Below are 18,672 nucleotides of genomic sequence, written 5' to 3'. Positions count from 1 at the left end.
CCTGGTCAGCGCTTGCGGCGCCGCCCCACGTAGCTGTGCCGGACCCGCACCCGCCGGACCGGGCCCAGCGGAGTGGCCAACAGCAGCAGGAGCATCAAGACCAGCAGCAGGATGAACGGGGTGAGCAGCGGGTCGACCGGCCCCTCCTGGGAGACCGGGGCCGCCCCGTCCTGCTCGCTGTTCTCCTCGCCGGGAGTGACCATCGGCAGCTCGGCGTACTCGTCGCTCGGCGCAGCCAGCTCGGGCAGGTGCGCGGTGTCGGTCGGCAGCCCAGGAGGCGAGGACGGGCCGCCCGCAGCACTCTGCGGCGGCAGCGTCGACACCGGGCTGTGGGGGATCGGGGACTGCGGCGACGAGGAACGCGGAGACGGCGTGGCTGAAGGCTGCCCGCTCGGGCTCGACGGCGTAGCGGAGGGGTGTGGTGGAGGAGGCGGGGTGGACGGCCGCTCCGGAGGCACAGGTGCTGTCGGCGTCGCCGACGGGGATGGTGCGGGCACGGACGGCGACACCGTGGGCGTCGGGGTGGGCTTCGGCGTCAACTGCGGCACCCGCAGCCAGGCGCTGACCCGCGCCGTTCCTGTGAGCGGCGTCTCCAGGCAGGACTCGTCATCCGCGGACGCTGAGGGCTCCGGGGCTTCGCACGGGGCCGGGTAGGAGTAGGCGATCTCGACTTCGATCCGGATCTGGGACTCTTCGGGCTCGCCTACCACGCTTCCGACGACCTCGGCCTCAGCAGTGTCCCCCGGGGAGAGGACCTCGGGGAGGTCGACCACGGCGAGGTCCGTCACGTCAGAACTGTCCGCTGTAGCGGTCGCTTCGCTGATCGTGACCTCAGCGGACTCGAGAGTGTTGCGGACCGAAAGCGGGAGAGAGAACGCGGTGCCCGGGAGAGCGGAGCGGCTGGACAAGTCCAGGTCGAGTGTGGCGTCAGCGGAGGCAGGCAGGGTGGGCACCAGGAGGCACCCGATAAAAGCCGCACCCACGGGGACTCCGAGCCAGGCGCGCCGCCGTGGACGGGACACGCGAGCCTTGTCCATCCCAGGGGGCATGGGGACGGCCCTCCTCGATCACCAAACCGCGTGCTGCCAACCGTGTGAACAGGCACGTTCCCGACAGCAAGGGAAAAGGAACGCTACCTCACCGTGAAACGGTCAGTAGCGTGAAAACTGGCGCGTACCATCCTAAGTCTTTTAGGCGTCGAAAACGACCCCTTGGGGTGACCGGTTGATCGCGTGTCGTAGGCGGGGAGGGCCGTACTGTCCGGCCCTGACCCGCCACGTGCGGTTAGAGCTGGTGCGGGGCGAGCGAACGCTCCGGTTCCGCCATGCGAGGCATCGCCGCGTCGCTGTTGGACTTGGCCGCGGGGTCCATGACGAAGCGGTAGCCGACGTTGCGTACCGTCCCGATCAAGGATTCGTACTCGGGGCCGAGCTTGGCGCGCAGCCGCCGTACGTGGACGTCGATCGTCCGGGTCCCGCCGAAATAGTCGTATCCCCACACCTCTTGGAGAAGCTGCGCGCGAGTGAAGACCCGACCCGGGTGCTGGGCCAAGAACTTCAACAGCTCAAACTCTTTGAAGGTGAGGTCGAGGATGCGGCCGCGCAACCGGGCGCTGTACGTGGCTTCGTCGATGACCAGGTCGCCGCGGCGGATCTCGTCAGGGTCGTCGGCGCTGTCGGCCCGGCCGATCGCGAGCCGCAGCCGCGCCTCTACCTCAGCTGGGCCCGCGGTGGTGAGCAGGAAGTCGGTGACCTGCCATTCAGGGGTCAGCGCGGCGGCACCGCCTTCCGTGAGGACAGCGATGAGCGGGCAGTCCAGGCCGGTGGTGTTGAGGAGGCGGCACAGGTTGCGGGCCGCGACAAGGTTGGTGCGGGCGTCGACCAGGATTGCGTCCACCGGGGACCCGGCTGCGTTGTCGGGACCGGGGGTCAGGAGGGCGCTCGCCTCGGCGGGTGCCACACGCACCGAGTGCAGGAGCAGGCCCAGTGCAGGCAGGATCTGATCGGATGGGTCGTTGGAGTTGGTGAGTAGTAGAAGGTGGCTCATGTGCCCTTCCCGTCGCCCATGAACGGTGCGTACGAAGGCCCCATTGCCCCCGACAAGAATGCGTAGTGGAAAAATTGCCTCCGAGGAATACAAGGATAATCCGTTGACCTCTTGCGGGACGGTGCGGTACTGGGCCGCGGCGAAGGCGGCCGCAGGTCGGCACGAGGAGACCTTCACCGCAAGCACCCTGAGCGACCTGCTCGAACAGGTGCGCCAGAAATACGAGGGAAACGCGGCAATGCTCGCTGTTTTAGCGCGTTCCTCGTTTTTGGTGAACGCCACTCCGGTGGGCGTCCGGCCCCATCACGAGGTGGTTCTCGAACCCGGGTGGATTGTGGAAGTGCTTCCGCCGTTCGCGGGCGGATGATTCCGCGCGGCAGCCGGAAACAGCAGGGAGTAGGGAGGACGAGGGGATTGGCGTCGGCGTCGAACCATGCCAAGAAAAGTGACAATCCTCACGTGGTCACCATGCTGGGGAAAGCAGGGTGCCACCTGTGTGAGGAAGCGCTCGCCGTGATCGCGCGAGTCTGCGCCGAAACGGGGGCCCGGTACGAGGTCCGCGACCTCACCACAGCCGACGACAAGGAGAAGGAAGAGTACTGGGACAAGATCCCGGTCATCTTCGTCGACGGCAAGCAGCACGACTTCTGGCGGGTGAACGAGCAGCGGCTGCGCGCCGCACTCCTTGAAGAACGTGCCTGAGTGTGATACCCGACCCCACTTTGTTCACCCTTTCACAAGGGCGTAACCTGAGGGCAAATTCTTTCGAACCGATCATGTGACGGGTGCCACAGGAACCTCTCCTCGGCACCCGCACTCGGTCAAGGAAAGTCCCGCAATGCCGATGTCGCCCAGGAGCGCGCACCTGTGACCAGCCGTCCGTCACGGCCTCGGGATAGGGGTATCCCAGAGGCGACAGTCGCCAGACTCCCGCTCTACCTCCGTGCCCTCCAGGCGCTGAGCGAGCGGGGAATCCCCACGGTGTCGTCCGGGGAACTCGCCGCGGCGGCGGGGGTGAACTCGGCCAAGCTCCGCAAAGACCTCTCCCACCTCGGGTCCTACGGCACCCGCGGAGTCGGCTATGACGTCGAATACCTCATCTACCAGATCTCCCGCGAGCTCGGTCTCACCCAGGACTGGGCCGTGGCCATCATCGGCGTCGGCAACCTGGGGCGCGCCCTGGCCAACTACGGAGGGTTCGGAAACCGCGGATTCCGTATCGCAGCGCTTCTCGACGAGGCCCCTGACGTGGTGGGCTCCGAGGTCGCCGGACTGACCGTACGGCATATTGACCATCTAGAGAGCGTTGTCCGCAGTGAGAAGATCGCAATCGGGGTGATCGCCACTCCCGCGTCAGCCGCGCAGCGGGTGTGCGACCGGTTCGTCGCGGCCGGCGTCACCAGCATCCTCAACTTTGCTCCAGTGGTCCTCAATGTGCCCGAGCATGTGGATGTGCGTAAGGTCGATCTGTCCATTGAGCTCCAGATCCTGGCCTTCCACGAGCAGCGCAAGTCCGCACGAGACCAAGGAAAGGACTGGGTGGACGTGCTGGAAGCCTGAGAGCAGGTGGCCGCCAGGCGGGCGTTCGAACGGACGCGCATAAAGAAGGGAGCGTTGCGAAAACGATGGCTGCATTGGAGTGCGGATGAGTGTCCTCGCCCTAGGGTTGAGCCACCGGAGTGCGCCCGTGACGCTGCTCGAACGGGTAGCGCTCAGCGGTGAAGTACGCCTCAAACTCATGACGGAGATGGTCAACACCTCTGCCGTGAACGAGGCGATGGTGGTCTCCACCTGCAACCGCACCGAGGTCTACGCCGACGTCGACCAGTTCCACCCTGGGGTCGCCGCCATCTGCGAACTCCTCTCCCAGTACACCGGTGTCTCCCAGGAAGAACTCACCCAGCACTGCTACGTGCACTACGAGGAGCGCGCCGTCCAGCACCTGTTCTCCGTGGCCTGCGGCCTGGACTCCATGGTCGTCGGCGAGGGCCAGATCCTCGGCCAGGTCCGCAACGCGCTCAAAGACGCCCAGCACGTCGGCACGCTCGGAAGGGTCCTCAACGACCTCGGCCAGCGCGCCCTGCGCGTCGGCAAACGCGCCCACACCGAGACCCACCTGGACAAGGCCGGAGCCAGCATGGTCAGCTTCGGGTTGACCGTCGCCGGACGCTTCCTCACCCCCGATCGCGAACCGCAGCCGTCTGCCGCTGCAGCGGTCTGTCCGGTCGACGGCGACACCGGCGTCGAGGTCAGCGCCGCGCTGCCTGACCCCCAGCTCCTCACCGGGCGCCGCATCATGGTGCTGGGCGCCGGGTCGATGAGCGCCCTGGCCGCCAACACGGTGGCCCGCCACGGCGCCAGCACGATACTCATCGCCAACCGCACCTTCGACCGGGCGCAGCGGTTGGCAGAATGCCTCACTGAAGGCTACGAGTCGGTCCGCAGCAGCGCGGTGCCCTTCGAGGACGCCGCCCGCCACCTCGCCGACATCGACCTGGTGATCTCCTGCACGGGAGCGCAAGGGATCGTCCTCACCGCCGAGCAGGTGGCTGCGGGCGGCGACCGCGCCACCCGCCCCCTGGTCTTCCTGGACCTCGCACTCCCCCACGACATCGACAAGGCCGTGCGCAAACTGCCCGGCGTCCACCTCGTCGATATTGAAGAGCTCCGCGACGCCGCTGAAGACGGCACCGCGACCGGACAGGTGGCCGACCTCACCGCGGTGCGCGACATCGTGGCCGAGGAGGTCGCCGAATACCAGGCGGTGCGCAGCGCAGAACGGGTTGCCCCCACCGTGGTCGCGCTCCGCAGCAAAGCCCAGAAGGTGGTGGAAAGCGAACTGGAACGTTTGAACGGGCGGCTACCCGGTATCGATGACCGCACCCGGGCGGAAATCACCCGCACTGTGCGGCGCGTCGTCGACAAACTGCTGCACCAGCCCACGGTGCGAGTGAAACAATTGGCGACCGGCCCTGAAGGGGCCGTCTACGCCGAGGCATTGCGCGAATTGTTCGACCTCGACCCGGCAATCCCGAGCGCGGTAGTGAAACCCGGGACCGCTCTCGGCGAGGAGAGATGATATGTCCACCACACCGGCCAGGCTCGGCACCCGCCGCAGCACTATGGCCACCAACCAGTCCCGCAGGGTCGCCGAGATCCTCACCGCACGCACCGGAGTACCGGTCGAACTGGTCCTGATCACCAGCTTCGGCGACATCACCCGCGCGCACCTGACCCAACTGGGCGGCACCGGGGTTTTTGTGAGCGCGCTCCGCGACGCCCTGCTCGCCGGCGAGGTGGAGTTCGCCGTCCACTCCCTCAAAGACCTGCCGACCGCCCCCACTGAGGGGATCGTGCTCGCCGCCGTCACAGAACGGGACGACCCGCGGGACGCCCTGTGCGCCCGCGACGGCCTCAAGTTCGCCGACCTGCCCCCCGGCGCCACGGTGGGCACCGGGTCGCCACGCCGGGTCGCGCAGCTCGCCGCGCTCCGCCCCGACCTGCGCTACGTGCCGATCCGCGGCAACGCAGAGACCCGGCTGGGCAAAGTCGCTTCTGGAGAACTCGACGCGGTCGTACTCGCCTACGCCGGACTGCACCGGGTGGGCCGCCTCGACGACGTTACCGACGTCTTCGACGTGGACCAGGTCCTGCCTGCCCCCGGCCAGGGCGCGCTCGCCGTCGAATGCCGCACCGCCGACTTCACCGGACCGTTGCGCTATCTCACCGCGGTCGACCATCTCCCCACCCGGGCCGCGGTCACCGCGGAACGTGTCATCCTGGCGGAACTAGAAGCCGGATGCGCCGCCCCGGTGGGCGCCTACGCCGAGTTCGTGGCTGAGGATCGCCTCCGCCTGCGCGCCGCGGTCGTCGCCACGGACGGCAGTCAGGCTGTGCGCGCCGAGCAGACCGTCACCGTCACCGAATTCCCCGACGCGGTCCAGGCGGCCACCGCACTCGGCCGCCAGCTCGCCCACGACATGATCGAGCAGGGGGCCGATCAGATCGTGGCCGACGCCGCGGCGGGAAGAGGAGAGAGCTGACACGAGTCCCGCCGAAGCCAGGGACGCGGACAGGTGAGAAGAGGAGCGAAGTGAACCCGCAGACTGAGACCCCGGCTACCGGGGCCGAGCACGCCGCCAAGCCCGCCGCCGGTCACATCGCGCTGGTGGGTGCTGGACCGGGCGACGCCGAGCTGCTGACACTGCGGGGCGCCGCGCTGCTGGGTCAGGCCGACGTCGTCCTCACGTTCCGTGAACCGCCGCATCTTGCCCGGCACCGGAAAGGGCTGCTGAGCCACTGCCGCCCTGACACGGTCATCGTCGACCCGGACGAGTACGGGGACAGCGGTGACGCGTTCGCGCTCTCCAAGGCTGCGCAAGGACTGCGTGTCGTCCGCCTCTACCCGGGCGACCCGCTGCTGAGCGGCCAGGGCGCGGCTCTTGCCGAGGCTGCCAGCGACGCGGGGATCGAGTTCGAGATCGTGCCGGGGCTCTCCTCGATTACCGCCGTCCCTGCCTACGCGGGAACCGAGCTGCTGCCGCACGGCACCAACGAGGTGCGGATCCTCGACGCTGCCGACACTGACGTGGACTGGGTCAACGCTGCGCAGAGCAAGGCGACCCTGGTCGTGCTCCACCCGGATGCGCCCACCGAGGACGATCCGGACGCGAAAGGCCCCGGCCTCGACCGGATCTGCAAGACCTTGATCGCCGGCGGTCGGCCCGACACCACACCGGTCACGGTGACCCGGATGGGGACGACCACCTACCAGACCACTATCACCTCAACCCTGGCCCGGCTGGCGGCCGATCTGAAAGCCGCCGACGCCAAGGGGCACACCATCCCCCGTCCGTCGCTGCTCATCGTCGGGGAAGGGGTGGCGCAGCGCCAGAAGAAGCTGTCCTGGTTCGAAACCAAGCCCTTGTTCGGCTGGCGGGTCCTGGTGCCGCGCACCCGCCAGCAGGCCCCGGCCCTCTCCGAGCAGTTGCGCAGCTACGGCGCGGTACCCGAGGAGGTGCCGACGATCTCGGTGGAGCCGCCGCGCACACCGCAGCAGATGGAGCGGGCGGTCCGCGGCCTGGTCACCGGACGCTACCAGTGGGTGGCGTTCACCTCGGTGAACGCGGTCAAAGCCATCCGGGAGCGTATCGAAGACTACGGTTTGGATGCGCGGGCTTTCGCCGGGGTGAAAGTCGCCGCGGTCGGGGAGCAGACCGCGGCCGCGCTCCGCGCCTTCGGCATCCACCCGGACCTGCAGCCGCCGGAGGACAAGCAGTCCGCGGCCGGGCTCGTTGAAGTGTGGCCGCCCTACGACCCGGATATCGACCCGATCGAGCGGGTCCTGCTGCCCCGCGCCGACATCGCCACCGAGGTCCTCTCCGAAGGCTTGGTGAACCTCGGCTGGGAGGTCGACGACGTCACCGCCTACCGGACGGTGCGGGCCGCACCCCCGCCCGCACCTATCCGCGAAGCCATCAAGGGCGGCGGGTTCGACGCGGTGATGTTCACCTCGTCCTCCACGGTCCGCAACCTCGTCGGGATCGCGGGCAAGCCGCACGCCACCACCGTGATCGCCGTGATCGGGCCGGAGACCGCGAAAACCGCGGAAGAGTTCGGCCTGCGTGTCGACGTCCGCGCGCCGAAGGCGTCGGTGGCAGCGCTGGCCGAAGCGCTCGCAGAGTTCGGTGCCGCCCAGCGGCAGGCGGCGATCGAAGCGGGCAAGCCCGTGCTGCGGCCCAGCCAGAAGCGCCGGGGGCGTCGCCGTAAGAACCTCATGATCTGATTCAGGACAGGAGAGAACCCGTATGACGGCCCGTTTCCCGCTGGCGCGACCGCGGCGGTTGCGCACCACAGCCGCGATGCGGCGGCTGGTCGCGGAGACCCGCGTCCGGCCCGAAGAGCTCATCCTGCCGATGTTCGTCAAGGAGGGCATCGACGCGCCGCAGGAGATCAGCTCCATGCCGGGCGTCTACCAGCACACCCTGGACAGCCTGCGGAAGAGCGCGGAAGAAGCGGTCGAGGCCGGGGTCGGCGGGATCATGCTGTTCGGGGTTCCCGCCGTCAAGGACGAACGCGGGTCAGCAGCCGACGACCCCGACGGGATCGTCCAGGTGGCGTTGCGGAAACTCACCGCAGACCTGGGCAATGCGGTCGTCGTGATGACCGATCTGTGTTTGGACGAGTACACTTCGCACGGACATTGCGGAGTGCTCACCGAAGGGAACGAGGTCGACAACGACGCCACCCTGGAGCGGTACGCCTCCATCGCGGTGGCCCAGGCCGAGGCCGGCACGGATGTGGTCGCCCCCAGCGGCATGATGGACGGCCAGGTCGGGGCGATCCGCGCCGCATTGGACGGGGCCGGGTACACCGGCGTCGCGATCCTCTCCTACGCTGCCAAGTACGCTTCGGCGTTCTACGGACCGTTCCGAGACGCCGCCGAGTGTGCACCGCAGTTCGGTGACCGTTCCAGCTACCAGCAGGACCCGGCCAACGCTAAGGAGGCGCTGCGCGAGGTCGAGCTGGACCTGGCCGAAGGAGCGGACATGGTGATGGTCAAACCGGGGCTGGCCTACCTGGACATCGTGGCCAAGGTCGCCGAAGCCGTCACCGTGCCGGTCTCCGCCTACCAGGTCAGCGGCGAGTACGCGATGGTCGAGGCAGCAGCCCGCAACGGCTGGCTGGACCGGGAGCGAGTGATCGTGGAAATCCTCACCTCCTACCGGAGGGCGGGAGCCGGACAGATCCTCACCTACTGGGCTACCGAAGCAGCGCGGCTCTTGCGGTGACCGGACCACGGACCACTCCCCGGCGGCTCACACGGGTGCTGAGGAAGCCGGAATCAGCCCCGACACCCGCGGGCCCGACCGTACGGATTCCCGCGCCGGATGTCGGTGGCCGGCACGAGAGGTGATGGGGGATTCATGGTCGGTGTATTGGGCGGCAGACTCAGGCGCCGTCGCCAGAAACGGGCTGCCATGGTCGATGCCGCGTTGGAGTACGCGGCCCTGGGATGGCCGGTATGCCGGGGTGCCCAACCCAACCGGGAGGGGCCGCGGTCCTGTACCTGCGACCGGCTGGGCTGTCCGGCTCCGGGAGTCCACCCGATCAGTGCCGCGTGGGCGATGGAGGCCAGTACCGACCCCGACACGATCCGGCGCTGGTGGTCCGCCACCCCTGAGGCGAACATCATCCTGCCCACCGGACGGGTCTTCGACGTCCTCGACGTGCCCACCAGTGCCGGGGTGATGGCCATGGCCCAGATGGACCGTGCAGGGCTCACCCTCGGCCCGGTCGCGGTCCTGGACTCCGAACGGTATCTGTTCTTCGTCGCCACCCGGTCGCCGATCGACGAAGACGAATGGTGGTCGTGCCGCCTGGACTGCTTCCCCGAGACAGTCGAGGACATGCCGGGGCTGCGCTGGCACTGCCGCGACAGCTACATTCCCGCGCCCCCGTCGCTGCTGCCTTCCGGACGGACCGTCGAATGGATCCGCTCCCCCTACGGACGGTCCACCCCCGTGCACCTGCCCGACCCGATCGCGATGCTGGACATCCTCGCCGACGTGTGCGGCCCCACGTCGTAGCCGTCCCTCCCCGCGTCCCACCGCGCCGAGACGCAGCGGAAAGGAGCAGGGGACCCGTGGCGATGGTCAAGCAGGGCGCCACGTGGTGAGATGGTCGTCGCTGAGCCCGTACTGCTCCTGCTGGGCGGTGAGCCACCGCGCGACCCGTGCGGCGAGCGGGCCGCCATGCCACCGGCGCAGCCACGGCAACAACTCGTACACTCCGGCAAGCAGGGGAATGACCTGCTCCCGCGACCAGTGCCCGGCCCGGGAGTCCACGAGCCAGATGAGGGCTTCGGCCCGCTGTGCATCGTCCCAGCCAGCCCAGCCCACCACCATCGTGGGATCGTCGGCGAACACCACTCCCGGATAGGACACGAACCGTTCCCGGGGAAGGTCGAGCCTGCCCCGGTTGGCCCAATAGGACCGTGCCCGGAAGTCCGCTGCCGCATACGTGGGGGGCGGTGGAACGGCTGCCCGCTGCCCGGTGCTGTCCTCTTCCTGCTGGGCCGCCCACACCTCCTGCCAACGCGCGTACTTGTGCAGGCCCGCTGCCCGGTACCGGTAGGCGGCCAGGAAGGGGACGTGCTGGTCGGCGACGAGTTCCGCGAGCACGTCGGCTAGGCGGGCCTCGGGCTGCCCCAGGTATTCGTCGGCGTACCACTCGGCGACCGCGGCGACCGCGTCCCGGTCGGGGGCGCGCAGCAGGCGCTCAGCCAGGTCAGCAAGCGACCGGGGCCGCGGTACTTCCCGGCCGTCCTGAGCGTCGAACCACAGGTCGCGCTGTTCGCACCGGGACAGCAGCCAGTGCCGCAGCGCAGCTCCTTGCCGCTCCTGCCATGGCGGGCAGTGCCAGCGGCGCTTGTAGTCGGGGCTTTCCACGAGCGCCAGGTCGCGGCGTTTTTCGATGAGGTCGATGCGGGCTTCCACCACCCGGCGGTACTCTTCCGGCCAGTGTTGGGGGAGCTCGGTGACCGGGGTGATGGCGTTGCGGGCGAACCAGGTGGTGGCGGAGTCCCCTACCGCGATCTGGCGGGCGAGGACGATTTCGAAGGCCCGTTCTCCGGGAGCGATCTCGGGAATCCGGGCAGGGTCGGGGGCGAGCACGGCGGCAGCCTCGCTTTCGGAGAGCAGCCCGTAGAGTCCGTAGACCTGCCAGTCCAGTTCTTCGTGGAGCGCGACCATCCGGTGCCGGACGGTTTCGGAGGCGCGGCGGGCTTCAGCGAACCGCTGCCGAGTGGGTACTTCGCGGTCCGCGAGGGCGACCGGGTCCCAGGCGGCGGCTTGCCGTGCGAGCGTGTCCAGGCTCCGCCCGGGCTCGACGGGCAGGTGGGCGGGGAGCGGAAGGTTCCGCATCCGGGCCGCAGTGAACCGGTGGCGTTCCTCCCAGGATTCTTCCTGCGGGTCGCGCCAGGCCCCGCGGGGGTCCCGCTCAGGGTCCTGTTTGAGCCAGAAGCACACCGCGGAGGAGTTGAGCACTCCCAGCAGCCGCAGGTAGTCGTCTTCGGTGGCGCCCTCGGGGAGTTGCAGGACGGGGGCGGTGTGCCGGAGCACCATGCCGCCGCGGACCAGCGCGACGTGGGGGTGGGTGGCGGTCTCCGCGTAGGCGAGCAGCAGAGGGGCACGGTACCGGCCGGTGTGGAAGACCGGGTACGCGTACCACAGCGGGCTGTGCTGGTCGGGGGTGCTGCTCTGGTCGGCCCGGCTGCGCAGCAGGGTCCGGTAGGGCCAGAGGAAGCGTTCCGCTTCGGGGGAGAGCTCCGGGGCGAGTGTTGCTGCCGCGTACGGCCACAGGGAGACGACCGGGTCACTGATGTGGAAGTCTCGGATGGCGTCGCCGTCGGCTACGGGCCGCCGGTAGGCAGGGCTGATCCCGGCCCGGCGGAGGACGTCTTCGCCGACCATGGCACAGCAGTCGTCGCGGAGCCGCGCCATGGTCCCGATCTCTGCGACTCGGTCGCCGAGGCGCCCGGGGGCGGTGTCCAACTGCCGCCGCAGTTCGTCGGCGCCGTCACCGTTGAGCGACCACGGGTGGGCGATCCGCAGGTCGCGGTCGCTGTTACGGACCCGCACCCAGGAGGTTTCGATCCCGGGACGCTGGATGTTCTCCACGATGGAGCGCCACACCATGCCCTGGGCGGGGTTCTCCGGCGGGACGGGTTCCCCGCGTACGCCGAGGACTTCGCGGATTGGGTCAGCCCAGCCGCGGTCGGTGTTGCGGCCGACGACGATGGCGGTCGGAGCGGTGCGGCCGGGGATGACCGCGCCGGAGGTGTCGACGACGTGGGTGAGTTTCACGGTGCGGCCGTAGAAGTCTTCAACGAGCCGCCGGCCGAACTCGCGTCTGAGAAACGCACTGGGAGCGAACTGTGCCGCGAAACCCGCGCGTTCTCGGCTCGCCAACTGGAAGATCCGCTGCGCAAACGGGATGACCAGCGGATACGTCCCTGAGCATACGTCGTAGCGGGAACGGTAGGCGACGTTGTCCTGCGGGTCGCGTACCGGGACGGCGGGCGGACTCGTCACCACCACGTGGTAGCTGTTGCGGCCAAGCAGGTCGACGCGCCGCACCAAGTCCCCGATGTCTTCAGTGGTGTAGGTGAACACCCCGTCGGCGTCCAGGCTGTGGTCGGGGGGTGCGGCGTTCCGGCCATGCAGTAGCGCATCGCCCACCGCGATGTGGACGGGAAAGTCCGGGGCTTGGTCGAGGCGGCGTGCCCCGGTCTCCCGGAGCACGGCAATGAGCAGGCGGAACCGGGCGATGTTGGCCGCGAACGGGTTCTTGTCGCAGCCGTGGACCGAGTTCAGGGCTTTGCGGACGAGCTCCCACCGGTCCGCGCCGGGGCCTGCGGCCGCGCGGTTCCGGGCCAGGATGCGGGTGAACAGTCCGAGGAGGAACTCGCCGCTGCCGCAGGCCGGGTCCACGGTCCGCAGCCCGCGGTGCCGCCAAACGGGGGCGCCGGAGCTGTCGTGCACGTCGAGTTCGGGGTCCAGGCCGAATTCGTCGATCGCCGGTTCCAGGGTGAGGTCGAGCAGGAAGTCCACGACGAAGTCCGGCGTGGGCAGCAGGTCGTCGGCGGCGCGCGCCGACTCGCTGAGCTCTTGGTACAGCTCGGCGAGGAACCGCGTGTCCAGGTCAGGGTCGGTGAAGTCGTGGATGAGGGTGCCGTCGGGGCCGCGGCGGCGCCAGAACTCGAGCAGGGAGCCGATCGCTTCCACCCCAGGGGTGAGCTGCCACAGCGGGTTGTAGGAGCGGCTGAACAGCCCTTCAGTGGCGCGGTGGCATTTGGCGAGGTGGACGAAAGCAGAGATCAGCCAGTCGCGGTCGTTGAGGTTGGGGGTGGTGGCGAAGAACGCCCGCTGGCGGGCTTGGGCGGCAGCCAGCCGGTCGCCTGGGCCGGCGATCCAGGGCTGTTCGACGAGCCCGTTGTCTTCGCAGAACCGGACGAACAGCGTGCCGAGCACCCAGGCTGCTGCCACTTGGGTGATGCGCTCGTTCCGCCAGTCGGGGTAGGGGGCTGCGGTGCGTTGTGCCTGCCGGGCTGCGCGGTACTCCGTCTCTAGAACGGCCGCGTACTCGTCTTCTTCGCTGCGGGAGTGGAGGTCTTCTTCCAGAAGCGTGACCTGGTGACGTAGTTCCGTGAGTAGCTCACCTCGGTCTTTGTGGTCGGCCACCGCGCCTCCCTCGATGATTCGCTTCGGCTCTCCAGGCACACGCGCTTTTCATCCTGCCAGGTGCAGGCCTATGAGCAGGGGTGGAATACGAGATTCAGCCCCAGGTGAGGCTGCTGCCTACCAGGGCGGGGCATTTATGCCGAATCCGGGCGGGATGCGACCGGGTTTCGGGGCGGAAGAGGTTGGTGCAGGGAAAATCGCGAATCGACCCACGTGGCCAACGTGGAGGGGTAACATTCTGAAGCAGAGCATTCACCGAGCGTTGCAACTCGGTGTGTGCGGGGCCGTGTGGACAGTGGAGTCGCAAGGCGCTGGGGAGTGGTGACAGCCGTTTCCCACGGCTGCGGCGCCTGGATGAACGCGCCTGAACTCGGGTGGGCGGGCATCCCCGGCATGTCCCGTCCACCCGCCGCAGACGGGTCGTGTCCCGGCGTACCAGGGGGAGATGGAAAAAAGGGGGGCACGTCGGGACACGACCTCTACCAACACCGTCGTTACCCGTGAGGGCAGGGTTGACGGATGTCTCCCACCGGTGGCCACCGTGGTGGTCACCGGTTCCCTCACCGGCACGGGGCTGGCTGCCAGGTCAGGGCAAAGACAGCTCTTTGGCGCTGACGACGATTCCGTCTTCGTCGCTGTACAGCCATGCACCCGGAGTGAATACTACTTGACCGAAGGCAACATTCACGCCTACTTGGCCCGCGCCTGCCTTAGCGGACTTGCGGGGGTTGGAGCCCAGCGCCTTGATGCCGAGGGACAGCGTGGCCAGTTCGGCGACGTCGCGGACCGCGCCGTTGATCACCACTCCTGCCCAGCCGTTGCGTTCGGCAGCCCGGGCGATCATGTCGCCCATCAGCGCAGACCGCAGGGAGCTGCCCCCGTCGACGACGAGCACCCGGCCGTCCCCGGGCTGGTTGAGGACTTCTTTGACGAGGGCATTGTCTTCATGGCACTTGATGGTCTGGATGGGGCCGAAGAAGGCCCGTACCCCGCCGAACTGGCGGAACTGGAGCTCGCAACTGGCGAGTTCGTCACCGTAGGCGTCGATGAGGTCGGCAGTGGCGAAGGGTGTGGACATCGCGTCCTCCGCGGTTGTCGATAGCGGGGCCGGAATCGGTGCGGGAAGCCCCGGAAGCGTGGACGCGTCTTAAGTTACCCTCCGGTTTACTGCGTCCTTGCGGCCGGGTCGCCGCGACCGTCCCGGCCCGAGGCAGCACGGCGGCACGCCGTTCCCCGAGGGGGAGCCGCCGCGCAGTCGGCGGGCCGGAGCGCGGGCCCGGCGGGCTCAGGAGCGGTTCTCCTCCCACCGGCCAGGAAGCGGGCCTTCCGAGTAAGTCGTTCACCCGATCGGCAAGCGGCGCGCCTGATCCGCGACACGGCCGGATCCACCTCAGGGCCGCCCGAGAAACCATGCGCCGCGGCTTTTCCACAGCAAAGAGGGGCAGGTCATCCCGCATCGCGGGGCCTAGACGGCGGAACGCCCCCGATCAGAACGGGCCCGAGGACACCCGCATCGGCAGGCTACCGACCACAACACCCCTATTCCGGTCTTCCATTGGCCGAAATATGGTCGTCTGTTATTGCTGTCTGCTCAGTTCTCCACCGAAACCGGGTGCAGCTTGGGGACCAGCTGCCTCGCCACAGCAGGCCCGTTCGGGGGCGTGAAGCTTGCGGAACCCCCTCGCGAGTTCCGCGGCCCTGGAGAGCCGCGGGACAAGGCGGAAGGCACGCCGCCACCCGTCGAATGTCCCGGTGACGGTTCCAGGCCGAGGGCTGACAGACTGAAAGCGTGGCTACTCATCTGAAATCGCATGAGCTGTTCAACCGTGCCCGATCCGTCATCCCCGGCGGGGTGAACTCCCCGGTCCGGGCGTTCAAAGCGGTGGGCGGCACGCCTCCGTTCATGGTCTCCGGTAAGGGCCCGTACCTCACCGACGCCGACGGGAACACCTATGTGGACCTCATCTGCTCGTGGGGGCCGCTGATCCTCGGCCACGCCCACCCCGCAGTCGTTGAGGCACTGGCGAAAGCAGCCGCCCAGGGGACGTCCTACGGGGCGCCGACCGAAGCCGAGGTGGAGCTGGCAGAAGAGATCGTGTCGCGCACCCCGGTTGAGAAAGTGCGGCTGGTCAACTCGGGCACCGAGGCCACGATGTCCGCGATCCGCCTGGCCCGCGGGGCCACCGGGCGCGCCAAAGTGGTCAAATTCGCCGGAAACTACCACGGCCACGTGGACGCGCTGCTGGCCGCTGCCGGATCAGGGGTGGCCACCTTCGCCCTCCCCGACTCGCCGGGCGTGACCGGGGCCAGCGCAGCAGACACCATCGTGCTGCCCTACAACGACATCGCTGCGGTCGAAGCGGCCTTCGCCGAAGCCGGCGACGAGATCGCCTGCGTCATCGCCGAAGCCTGCCCCGCCAACATGGGTGTGGTCCCGCCCCGCGACGGTTTCAACGCCAAACTGCGGGAGATCACCGCCCGCCACGGGGCACTGCTCATCCTCGACGAGGTGCTCACCGGGTTCCGCGTCAGCCCCTCGGGATGGTACGGCCTTGAAGGAGTCGCCCCGGACCTCATGACCTTCGGCAAGGTCATGGGCGGTGGACTGCCCGCTGCCGCGTTCGGTGGACGCGCCGACCTGATGGACCAGCTCAGCCCGGAGGGCTCCGTCTACCAGGCGGGCACCCTGTCAGGCAACCCGCTGGCCACCGCCGCCGGCCTTGCCACCCTGCGGAACGCCACACCCGAGGTCTACGCGCACATCGACGCTGCCGCGGCGCGGGTCTCCGCCGCGGTGAGCGAGGCGCTGACCGCTGAAGGGGTGCCGCACCGCATCCAACACGGCGGCAACCTGTTCACGGTGTTCTTCACCGACACAGAAGTCGTCGACTTCGACGGCGCCCGCGCGCAGAACACCGCGCGGTACGCGGCGTTCTTCCAGGCGATGCTGGAGCAGGGCGTGTACCTGCCGCCCGCCGCATTCGAAGCGTGGTTCTTCTCCGCCGCGCATGACGACGCTGCCCTGGACCGGGTCGTCTCCGCGCTTCCTGCCGCGGCGAAAGCAGCCGCCCAGGTCGCCTAGCGGCACGCCACACCGACAGCACCCCTCGGCCCCGCCACTCCGGGACCGGGGGTGCTGTTTCCCTGTGCCGGAGGAAAGGCACGGGCGCTGCCCGGGCAGCAGCGCGGACGGGGTGCCGCGGGCTGTGGACGGTACGGCGAAGGGCCGTGGTCAGTCCACTTCCGCCCGAGTTGTGCCACAGTGGGAAACGGGTCAGGAACGAACCAGAAGGAAAACAGTCCGGCATATGTCCACGACCACCGTCATCCACCTGCTCCGGCACGGTGAAGTCCACAACCCCGAGGGAATCCTCTACGGCAGACTGCCCAACTTCCACTTGAGCGAGCGAGGGCGGCAGATGGCCGAACTCGCGGCGAAGTGGTTCACCGGGCGCGATATCGCGGTGCTGTACTCTTCGCCGCTGGAACGGGCCCGGGAGACCGCGGAACCCATCTCTGCCGCGTTCGGCCTGCCGATCACCGTGGACGAGCGGCTGGTGGAGGCGGCCAACCATTTCCAGGGCATGGCCTTCACCTCGCGTTCGATCGCCAACCCGCGCACCTGGCGCAGGCTGTACAACCCCTTCCTGCCCTCGTGGGGGGAGCCGTACCGCAAAATCGTGCAGCGGATGAACGAGGTGATCGGCCAGGTACGCAAAGAAGCGTGGGGCCGGGAAGCGGTGTGCGTCAGCCACCAGTTGCCCATCTGGGTGACCCGGCGGGCAGCAGAACAGCGGCGCCTGTGGCATCGGCCGGACCGGCGCCAGTGCAACCTGGCGAGCGTCACCTCGCTGACCTTCGAAGAGGAACGGCTGGTCGGCGTCTCCTACGCGGAACCGGCGGCTTCCCTCTACCCGGGCAGCTCCTCGGTTCCGGGTGCCTGAGCACGAGGCTTTCTGCCCTAGCCGCGTTCGGCCAGCGGCGGAAGCGGGTACGCTAGCCCTTTGGGCAACCGCCTCGGTTGGGGCGGCTCGCCCGGTGCCGCGCCCCGGCGGGGCGTCCGGCGCCTTCGAGACGGCGGGCCGGTCCCCTGTCCAAAGTCGCCCGTCGTGTCATGTCTCTGTCCGTGTCAAACCGAGGTGGTGATCCCATGGGGTCAGTTGTTAAAAAGCGTCGCAAGCGCATGGCGAAGAAGAAGCACCGCAAGCTTCTGAAGAAGACCCGCATCGCACGCCGCAACAAGAAGTAGGCTTTTCTGTCTCCGCGGACGCCTGACGGCGCCGACCCCCTGCCGGCCCCCAACGGCACGGCGGCCGGGCGACGCGGAGAAGAACCTCGCTACTGCCGCCAGCCAGTCGAAGGAGTCTCGATATGGCCCGCGTCGTGCTCGTTACCGGGGTCTCCGACTATCTGGGGGCCAGGGTGGCTACCGCGCTCCAAGACCATCCCGAAGTAGCCCGGGTGGTCGGGGTGGACTCGGTGGAACCCGAGCACCCGCTGGGGCGGGCGGAGTTCATCCGGGCTGAACTGCACGACGGCAGCCTTGCCGAGGCCGTCCAGGATTCCGGTGCAGACACGGTGCTGCACCTCCGGCTGGCTCTCGCACCGTCGCACAACGGGCGGGAAGACAGGACAGGCAACGGGGTCCTGGGCACGATGCAACTGCTGGCGGCCTGCCAGCGGTCTACGACCGTGCGCAGGCTTGTGGTGCGTTCGACGGTCGCGGTCTACGATTGTCTGTCCGAGCCAGGGCAGTCGGTTCCAGAAGCGACGAAGGCCCGGGCACGCAAGGCGGCACGGGCCCGCCTCCACGAGGCCATGGAAGCCGCCAAAGCGGAACGCTACGTCCGCGGCCTGGCCCGCCGCCGTCCCGACCTGTCGATCGCGGTGCTGCGCTTTGCCGATCTCATGGGCCCGTCGGTGGACTCTCCGCTCACGCGCTACCTGGGGCGGCGCTGGGTGCCGGTGCTCCCCGGCCACGACCCCCGGATGCAGTTCCTCCACGAGGACGACGGGGTGGAAGTGATCCGACGGATGGCGCTCGTCGATCGGGAAGGCGTGTTCGACGTGGCCGCTCCGGGGACGATCCCCTTGTCACAATGCCTGCGCCGGACCGGGCGGTCCATGAAGCTGCCGATGCCTGCCCCTGGACTGCGCGTGCTGAGCAGTCTGGCAGGCCGCGACCGGTTGGCTTACTCACCGGAGCAACTGCGGCGCTTGGGCACGCCCCGGATGCTGGACTGCACTGAGGTCCAGCGGGTCCTCAACTGGTCTCCGACCTACACCTCTCAGGAGGCCTTCGACAGTTACGTGGCTGCCTGGGCGGCGACCTCGCGTGTGCTTTCCGTGCGCCGGCGTCGCCCGGCACGCAGCACCTGAGCGG

16 protein-coding genes are annotated in these 18,672 nt (G+C 68.7%); 12 read left to right on the top strand and 4 right to left on the bottom strand.

Going from position 1 to position 18,672, the window contains the following annotated elements:
- Positions 1–5 precede the first annotated feature (5 nt).
- Both TFU_RS13625 and TFU_RS13620 read right to left on the bottom strand, forming a co-directional pair.
- Complete coding sequence (locus TFU_RS13625; RefSeq protein WP_146088096.1) at positions 6–1,022, bottom strand: hypothetical protein; 1,017 nt, start codon at positions 1,020–1,022, stop codon at positions 6–8.
- Positions 1,023–1,284: 262 nt separating this feature from the next.
- Positions 1,285–2,046 carry a winged helix-turn-helix transcriptional regulator gene (locus TFU_RS13620; RefSeq protein ID WP_011293160.1) on the bottom strand — a complete coding sequence of 254 codons (762 nt, stop codon included), beginning with the start codon at positions 2,044–2,046 and terminating at the stop codon, positions 1,285–1,287.
- 103 nt (positions 2,047–2,149) lie between these two features.
- Here TFU_RS13620 and TFU_RS13615 point away from each other — a divergent pair, with 103 nt between their 5' ends.
- The 8 genes from TFU_RS13615 to TFU_RS13580 all read left to right on the top strand — a co-directional run bounded on the left by TFU_RS13615 (position 2,150) and on the right by TFU_RS13580 (position 9,635).
- The gene (locus TFU_RS13615) at positions 2,150–2,413 is read left to right on the top strand and encodes a MoaD/ThiS family protein (protein WP_038044160.1); all 264 of its coding nucleotides are present in this window, start codon (positions 2,150–2,152) and stop codon (positions 2,411–2,413) included.
- Between the two features lie 101 nt (positions 2,414–2,514).
- Positions 2,515–2,748, top strand: a complete 234-nt coding sequence (locus TFU_RS13610; protein WP_049755081.1) for a glutaredoxin family protein — start codon at positions 2,515–2,517, stop codon at positions 2,746–2,748.
- Positions 2,749–2,913: 165 nt separating this feature from the next.
- Positions 2,914–3,606 (top strand): redox-sensing transcriptional repressor Rex, encoded by a 693-nt coding sequence (locus TFU_RS13605; protein ID WP_011293157.1) that lies wholly within the window; start codon positions 2,914–2,916, stop codon positions 3,604–3,606.
- A gap of 85 nt (positions 3,607–3,691) precedes the next feature.
- A complete protein-coding gene (locus TFU_RS13600; protein ID WP_011293156.1) occupies positions 3,692–5,125 on the top strand; it encodes a glutamyl-tRNA reductase in 1,434 nt (477 codons plus the stop codon).
- Between the two features lies 1 nt (position 5,126).
- Positions 5,127–6,089: a hydroxymethylbilane synthase gene (hemC, locus tag TFU_RS13595; protein ID WP_011293155.1), complete on the top strand. Its 963-nt coding sequence runs from the start codon at positions 5,127–5,129 to the stop codon at positions 6,087–6,089.
- Positions 6,090–6,139: 50 nt separating this feature from the next.
- Positions 6,140–7,831 carry a uroporphyrinogen-III synthase gene (locus TFU_RS13590; protein WP_011293154.1) on the top strand — a complete coding sequence of 564 codons (1,692 nt, stop codon included), beginning with the start codon at positions 6,140–6,142 and terminating at the stop codon, positions 7,829–7,831.
- Positions 7,832–7,853: 22 nt separating this feature from the next.
- Positions 7,854–8,837 (top strand): porphobilinogen synthase, encoded by a 984-nt coding sequence (gene hemB, locus TFU_RS13585; RefSeq protein ID WP_011293153.1) that lies wholly within the window; start codon positions 7,854–7,856, stop codon positions 8,835–8,837.
- A 189-nt stretch (positions 8,838–9,026) separates the two neighbouring features.
- Positions 9,027–9,635 (top strand): bifunctional DNA primase/polymerase, encoded by a 609-nt coding sequence (locus TFU_RS13580; RefSeq protein ID WP_016189275.1) that lies wholly within the window; start codon positions 9,027–9,029, stop codon positions 9,633–9,635.
- Positions 9,636–9,701: 66 nt separating this feature from the next.
- On the opposite strand, the gene pglX is transcribed toward TFU_RS13580, so the two are convergent.
- Both pglX and rraA read right to left on the bottom strand, forming a co-directional pair.
- The gene (gene pglX, locus TFU_RS13575) at positions 9,702–13,289 is read right to left on the bottom strand and encodes a BREX-2 system adenine-specific DNA-methyltransferase PglX (protein WP_370492170.1); all 3,588 of its coding nucleotides are present in this window, start codon (positions 13,287–13,289) and stop codon (positions 9,702–9,704) included.
- A 586-nt stretch (positions 13,290–13,875) separates the two neighbouring features.
- A complete protein-coding gene (gene rraA, locus TFU_RS13570) occupies positions 13,876–14,367 on the bottom strand; it encodes a ribonuclease E activity regulator RraA (RefSeq protein ID WP_011293150.1) in 492 nt (163 codons plus the stop codon).
- Positions 14,368–15,078: 711 nt separating this feature from the next.
- On the opposite strand from rraA, the gene hemL reads away from it, so the two are divergent.
- From hemL to TFU_RS13555, 4 genes are all read left to right on the top strand, one after another.
- Complete coding sequence (gene hemL, locus TFU_RS13565; RefSeq protein ID WP_011293149.1) at positions 15,079–16,371, top strand: glutamate-1-semialdehyde 2,1-aminomutase; 1,293 nt, start codon at positions 15,079–15,081, stop codon at positions 16,369–16,371.
- 226 nt (positions 16,372–16,597) lie between these two features.
- Positions 16,598–17,233 (top strand): histidine phosphatase family protein, encoded by a 636-nt coding sequence (locus TFU_RS13560; protein ID WP_011293148.1) that lies wholly within the window; start codon positions 16,598–16,600, stop codon positions 17,231–17,233.
- Positions 17,234–17,439: 206 nt separating this feature from the next.
- Positions 17,440–17,538: a 30S ribosomal protein bS22 gene (locus TFU_RS15900; protein ID WP_011293147.1), complete on the top strand. Its 99-nt coding sequence runs from the start codon at positions 17,440–17,442 to the stop codon at positions 17,536–17,538.
- A gap of 122 nt (positions 17,539–17,660) precedes the next feature.
- Positions 17,661–18,668 (top strand): NAD-dependent epimerase/dehydratase family protein, encoded by a 1,008-nt coding sequence (locus tag TFU_RS13555; protein ID WP_011293146.1) that lies wholly within the window; start codon positions 17,661–17,663, stop codon positions 18,666–18,668.
- Positions 18,669–18,672: the final 4 nt, after the last annotated feature.

This window comes from Thermobifida fusca YX (assembly GCF_000012405.1).
Lineage (GTDB): Bacteria > Actinomycetota > Actinomycetes > Streptosporangiales > Streptosporangiaceae > Thermobifida > Thermobifida fusca.
The sequence above is the reverse complement of the archived record's forward strand: the minus strand, read 5'-3'. Positions and strand labels throughout refer to the sequence as shown.

Excerpts from the sequence above, each read along its gene's own strand:
- TFU_RS13620 (WP_011293160.1), bottom strand. The coding sequence starts at position 2,046 with ATGAGCCACCTTCTACTACTCACCAACTCCAACGACCCATCCGATCAG.
- TFU_RS13610 (WP_049755081.1), top strand. The coding sequence starts at position 2,515 with ATGCTGGGGAAAGCAGGGTGCCACCTGTGTGAGGAAGCGCTCGCCGTG.
- TFU_RS13600 (WP_011293156.1), top strand. The coding sequence starts at position 3,692 with ATGAGTGTCCTCGCCCTAGGGTTGAGCCACCGGAGTGCGCCCGTGACG.
- hemC (WP_011293155.1), top strand. The coding sequence starts at position 5,127 with ATGTCCACCACACCGGCCAGGCTCGGCACCCGCCGCAGCACTATGGCC.
- hemB (WP_011293153.1), top strand. The coding sequence starts at position 7,854 with ATGACGGCCCGTTTCCCGCTGGCGCGACCGCGGCGGTTGCGCACCACA.
- TFU_RS13580 (WP_016189275.1), top strand. The coding sequence starts at position 9,027 with ATGGTCGATGCCGCGTTGGAGTACGCGGCCCTGGGATGGCCGGTATGC.
- rraA (WP_011293150.1), bottom strand. The coding sequence starts at position 14,367 with ATGTCCACACCCTTCGCCACTGCCGACCTCATCGACGCCTACGGTGAC.
- TFU_RS13560 (WP_011293148.1), top strand. The coding sequence starts at position 16,598 with ATGTCCACGACCACCGTCATCCACCTGCTCCGGCACGGTGAAGTCCAC.
- TFU_RS15900 (WP_011293147.1), top strand. The coding sequence starts at position 17,440 with ATGGGGTCAGTTGTTAAAAAGCGTCGCAAGCGCATGGCGAAGAAGAAG.
- TFU_RS13555 (WP_011293146.1), top strand. The coding sequence starts at position 17,661 with ATGGCCCGCGTCGTGCTCGTTACCGGGGTCTCCGACTATCTGGGGGCC.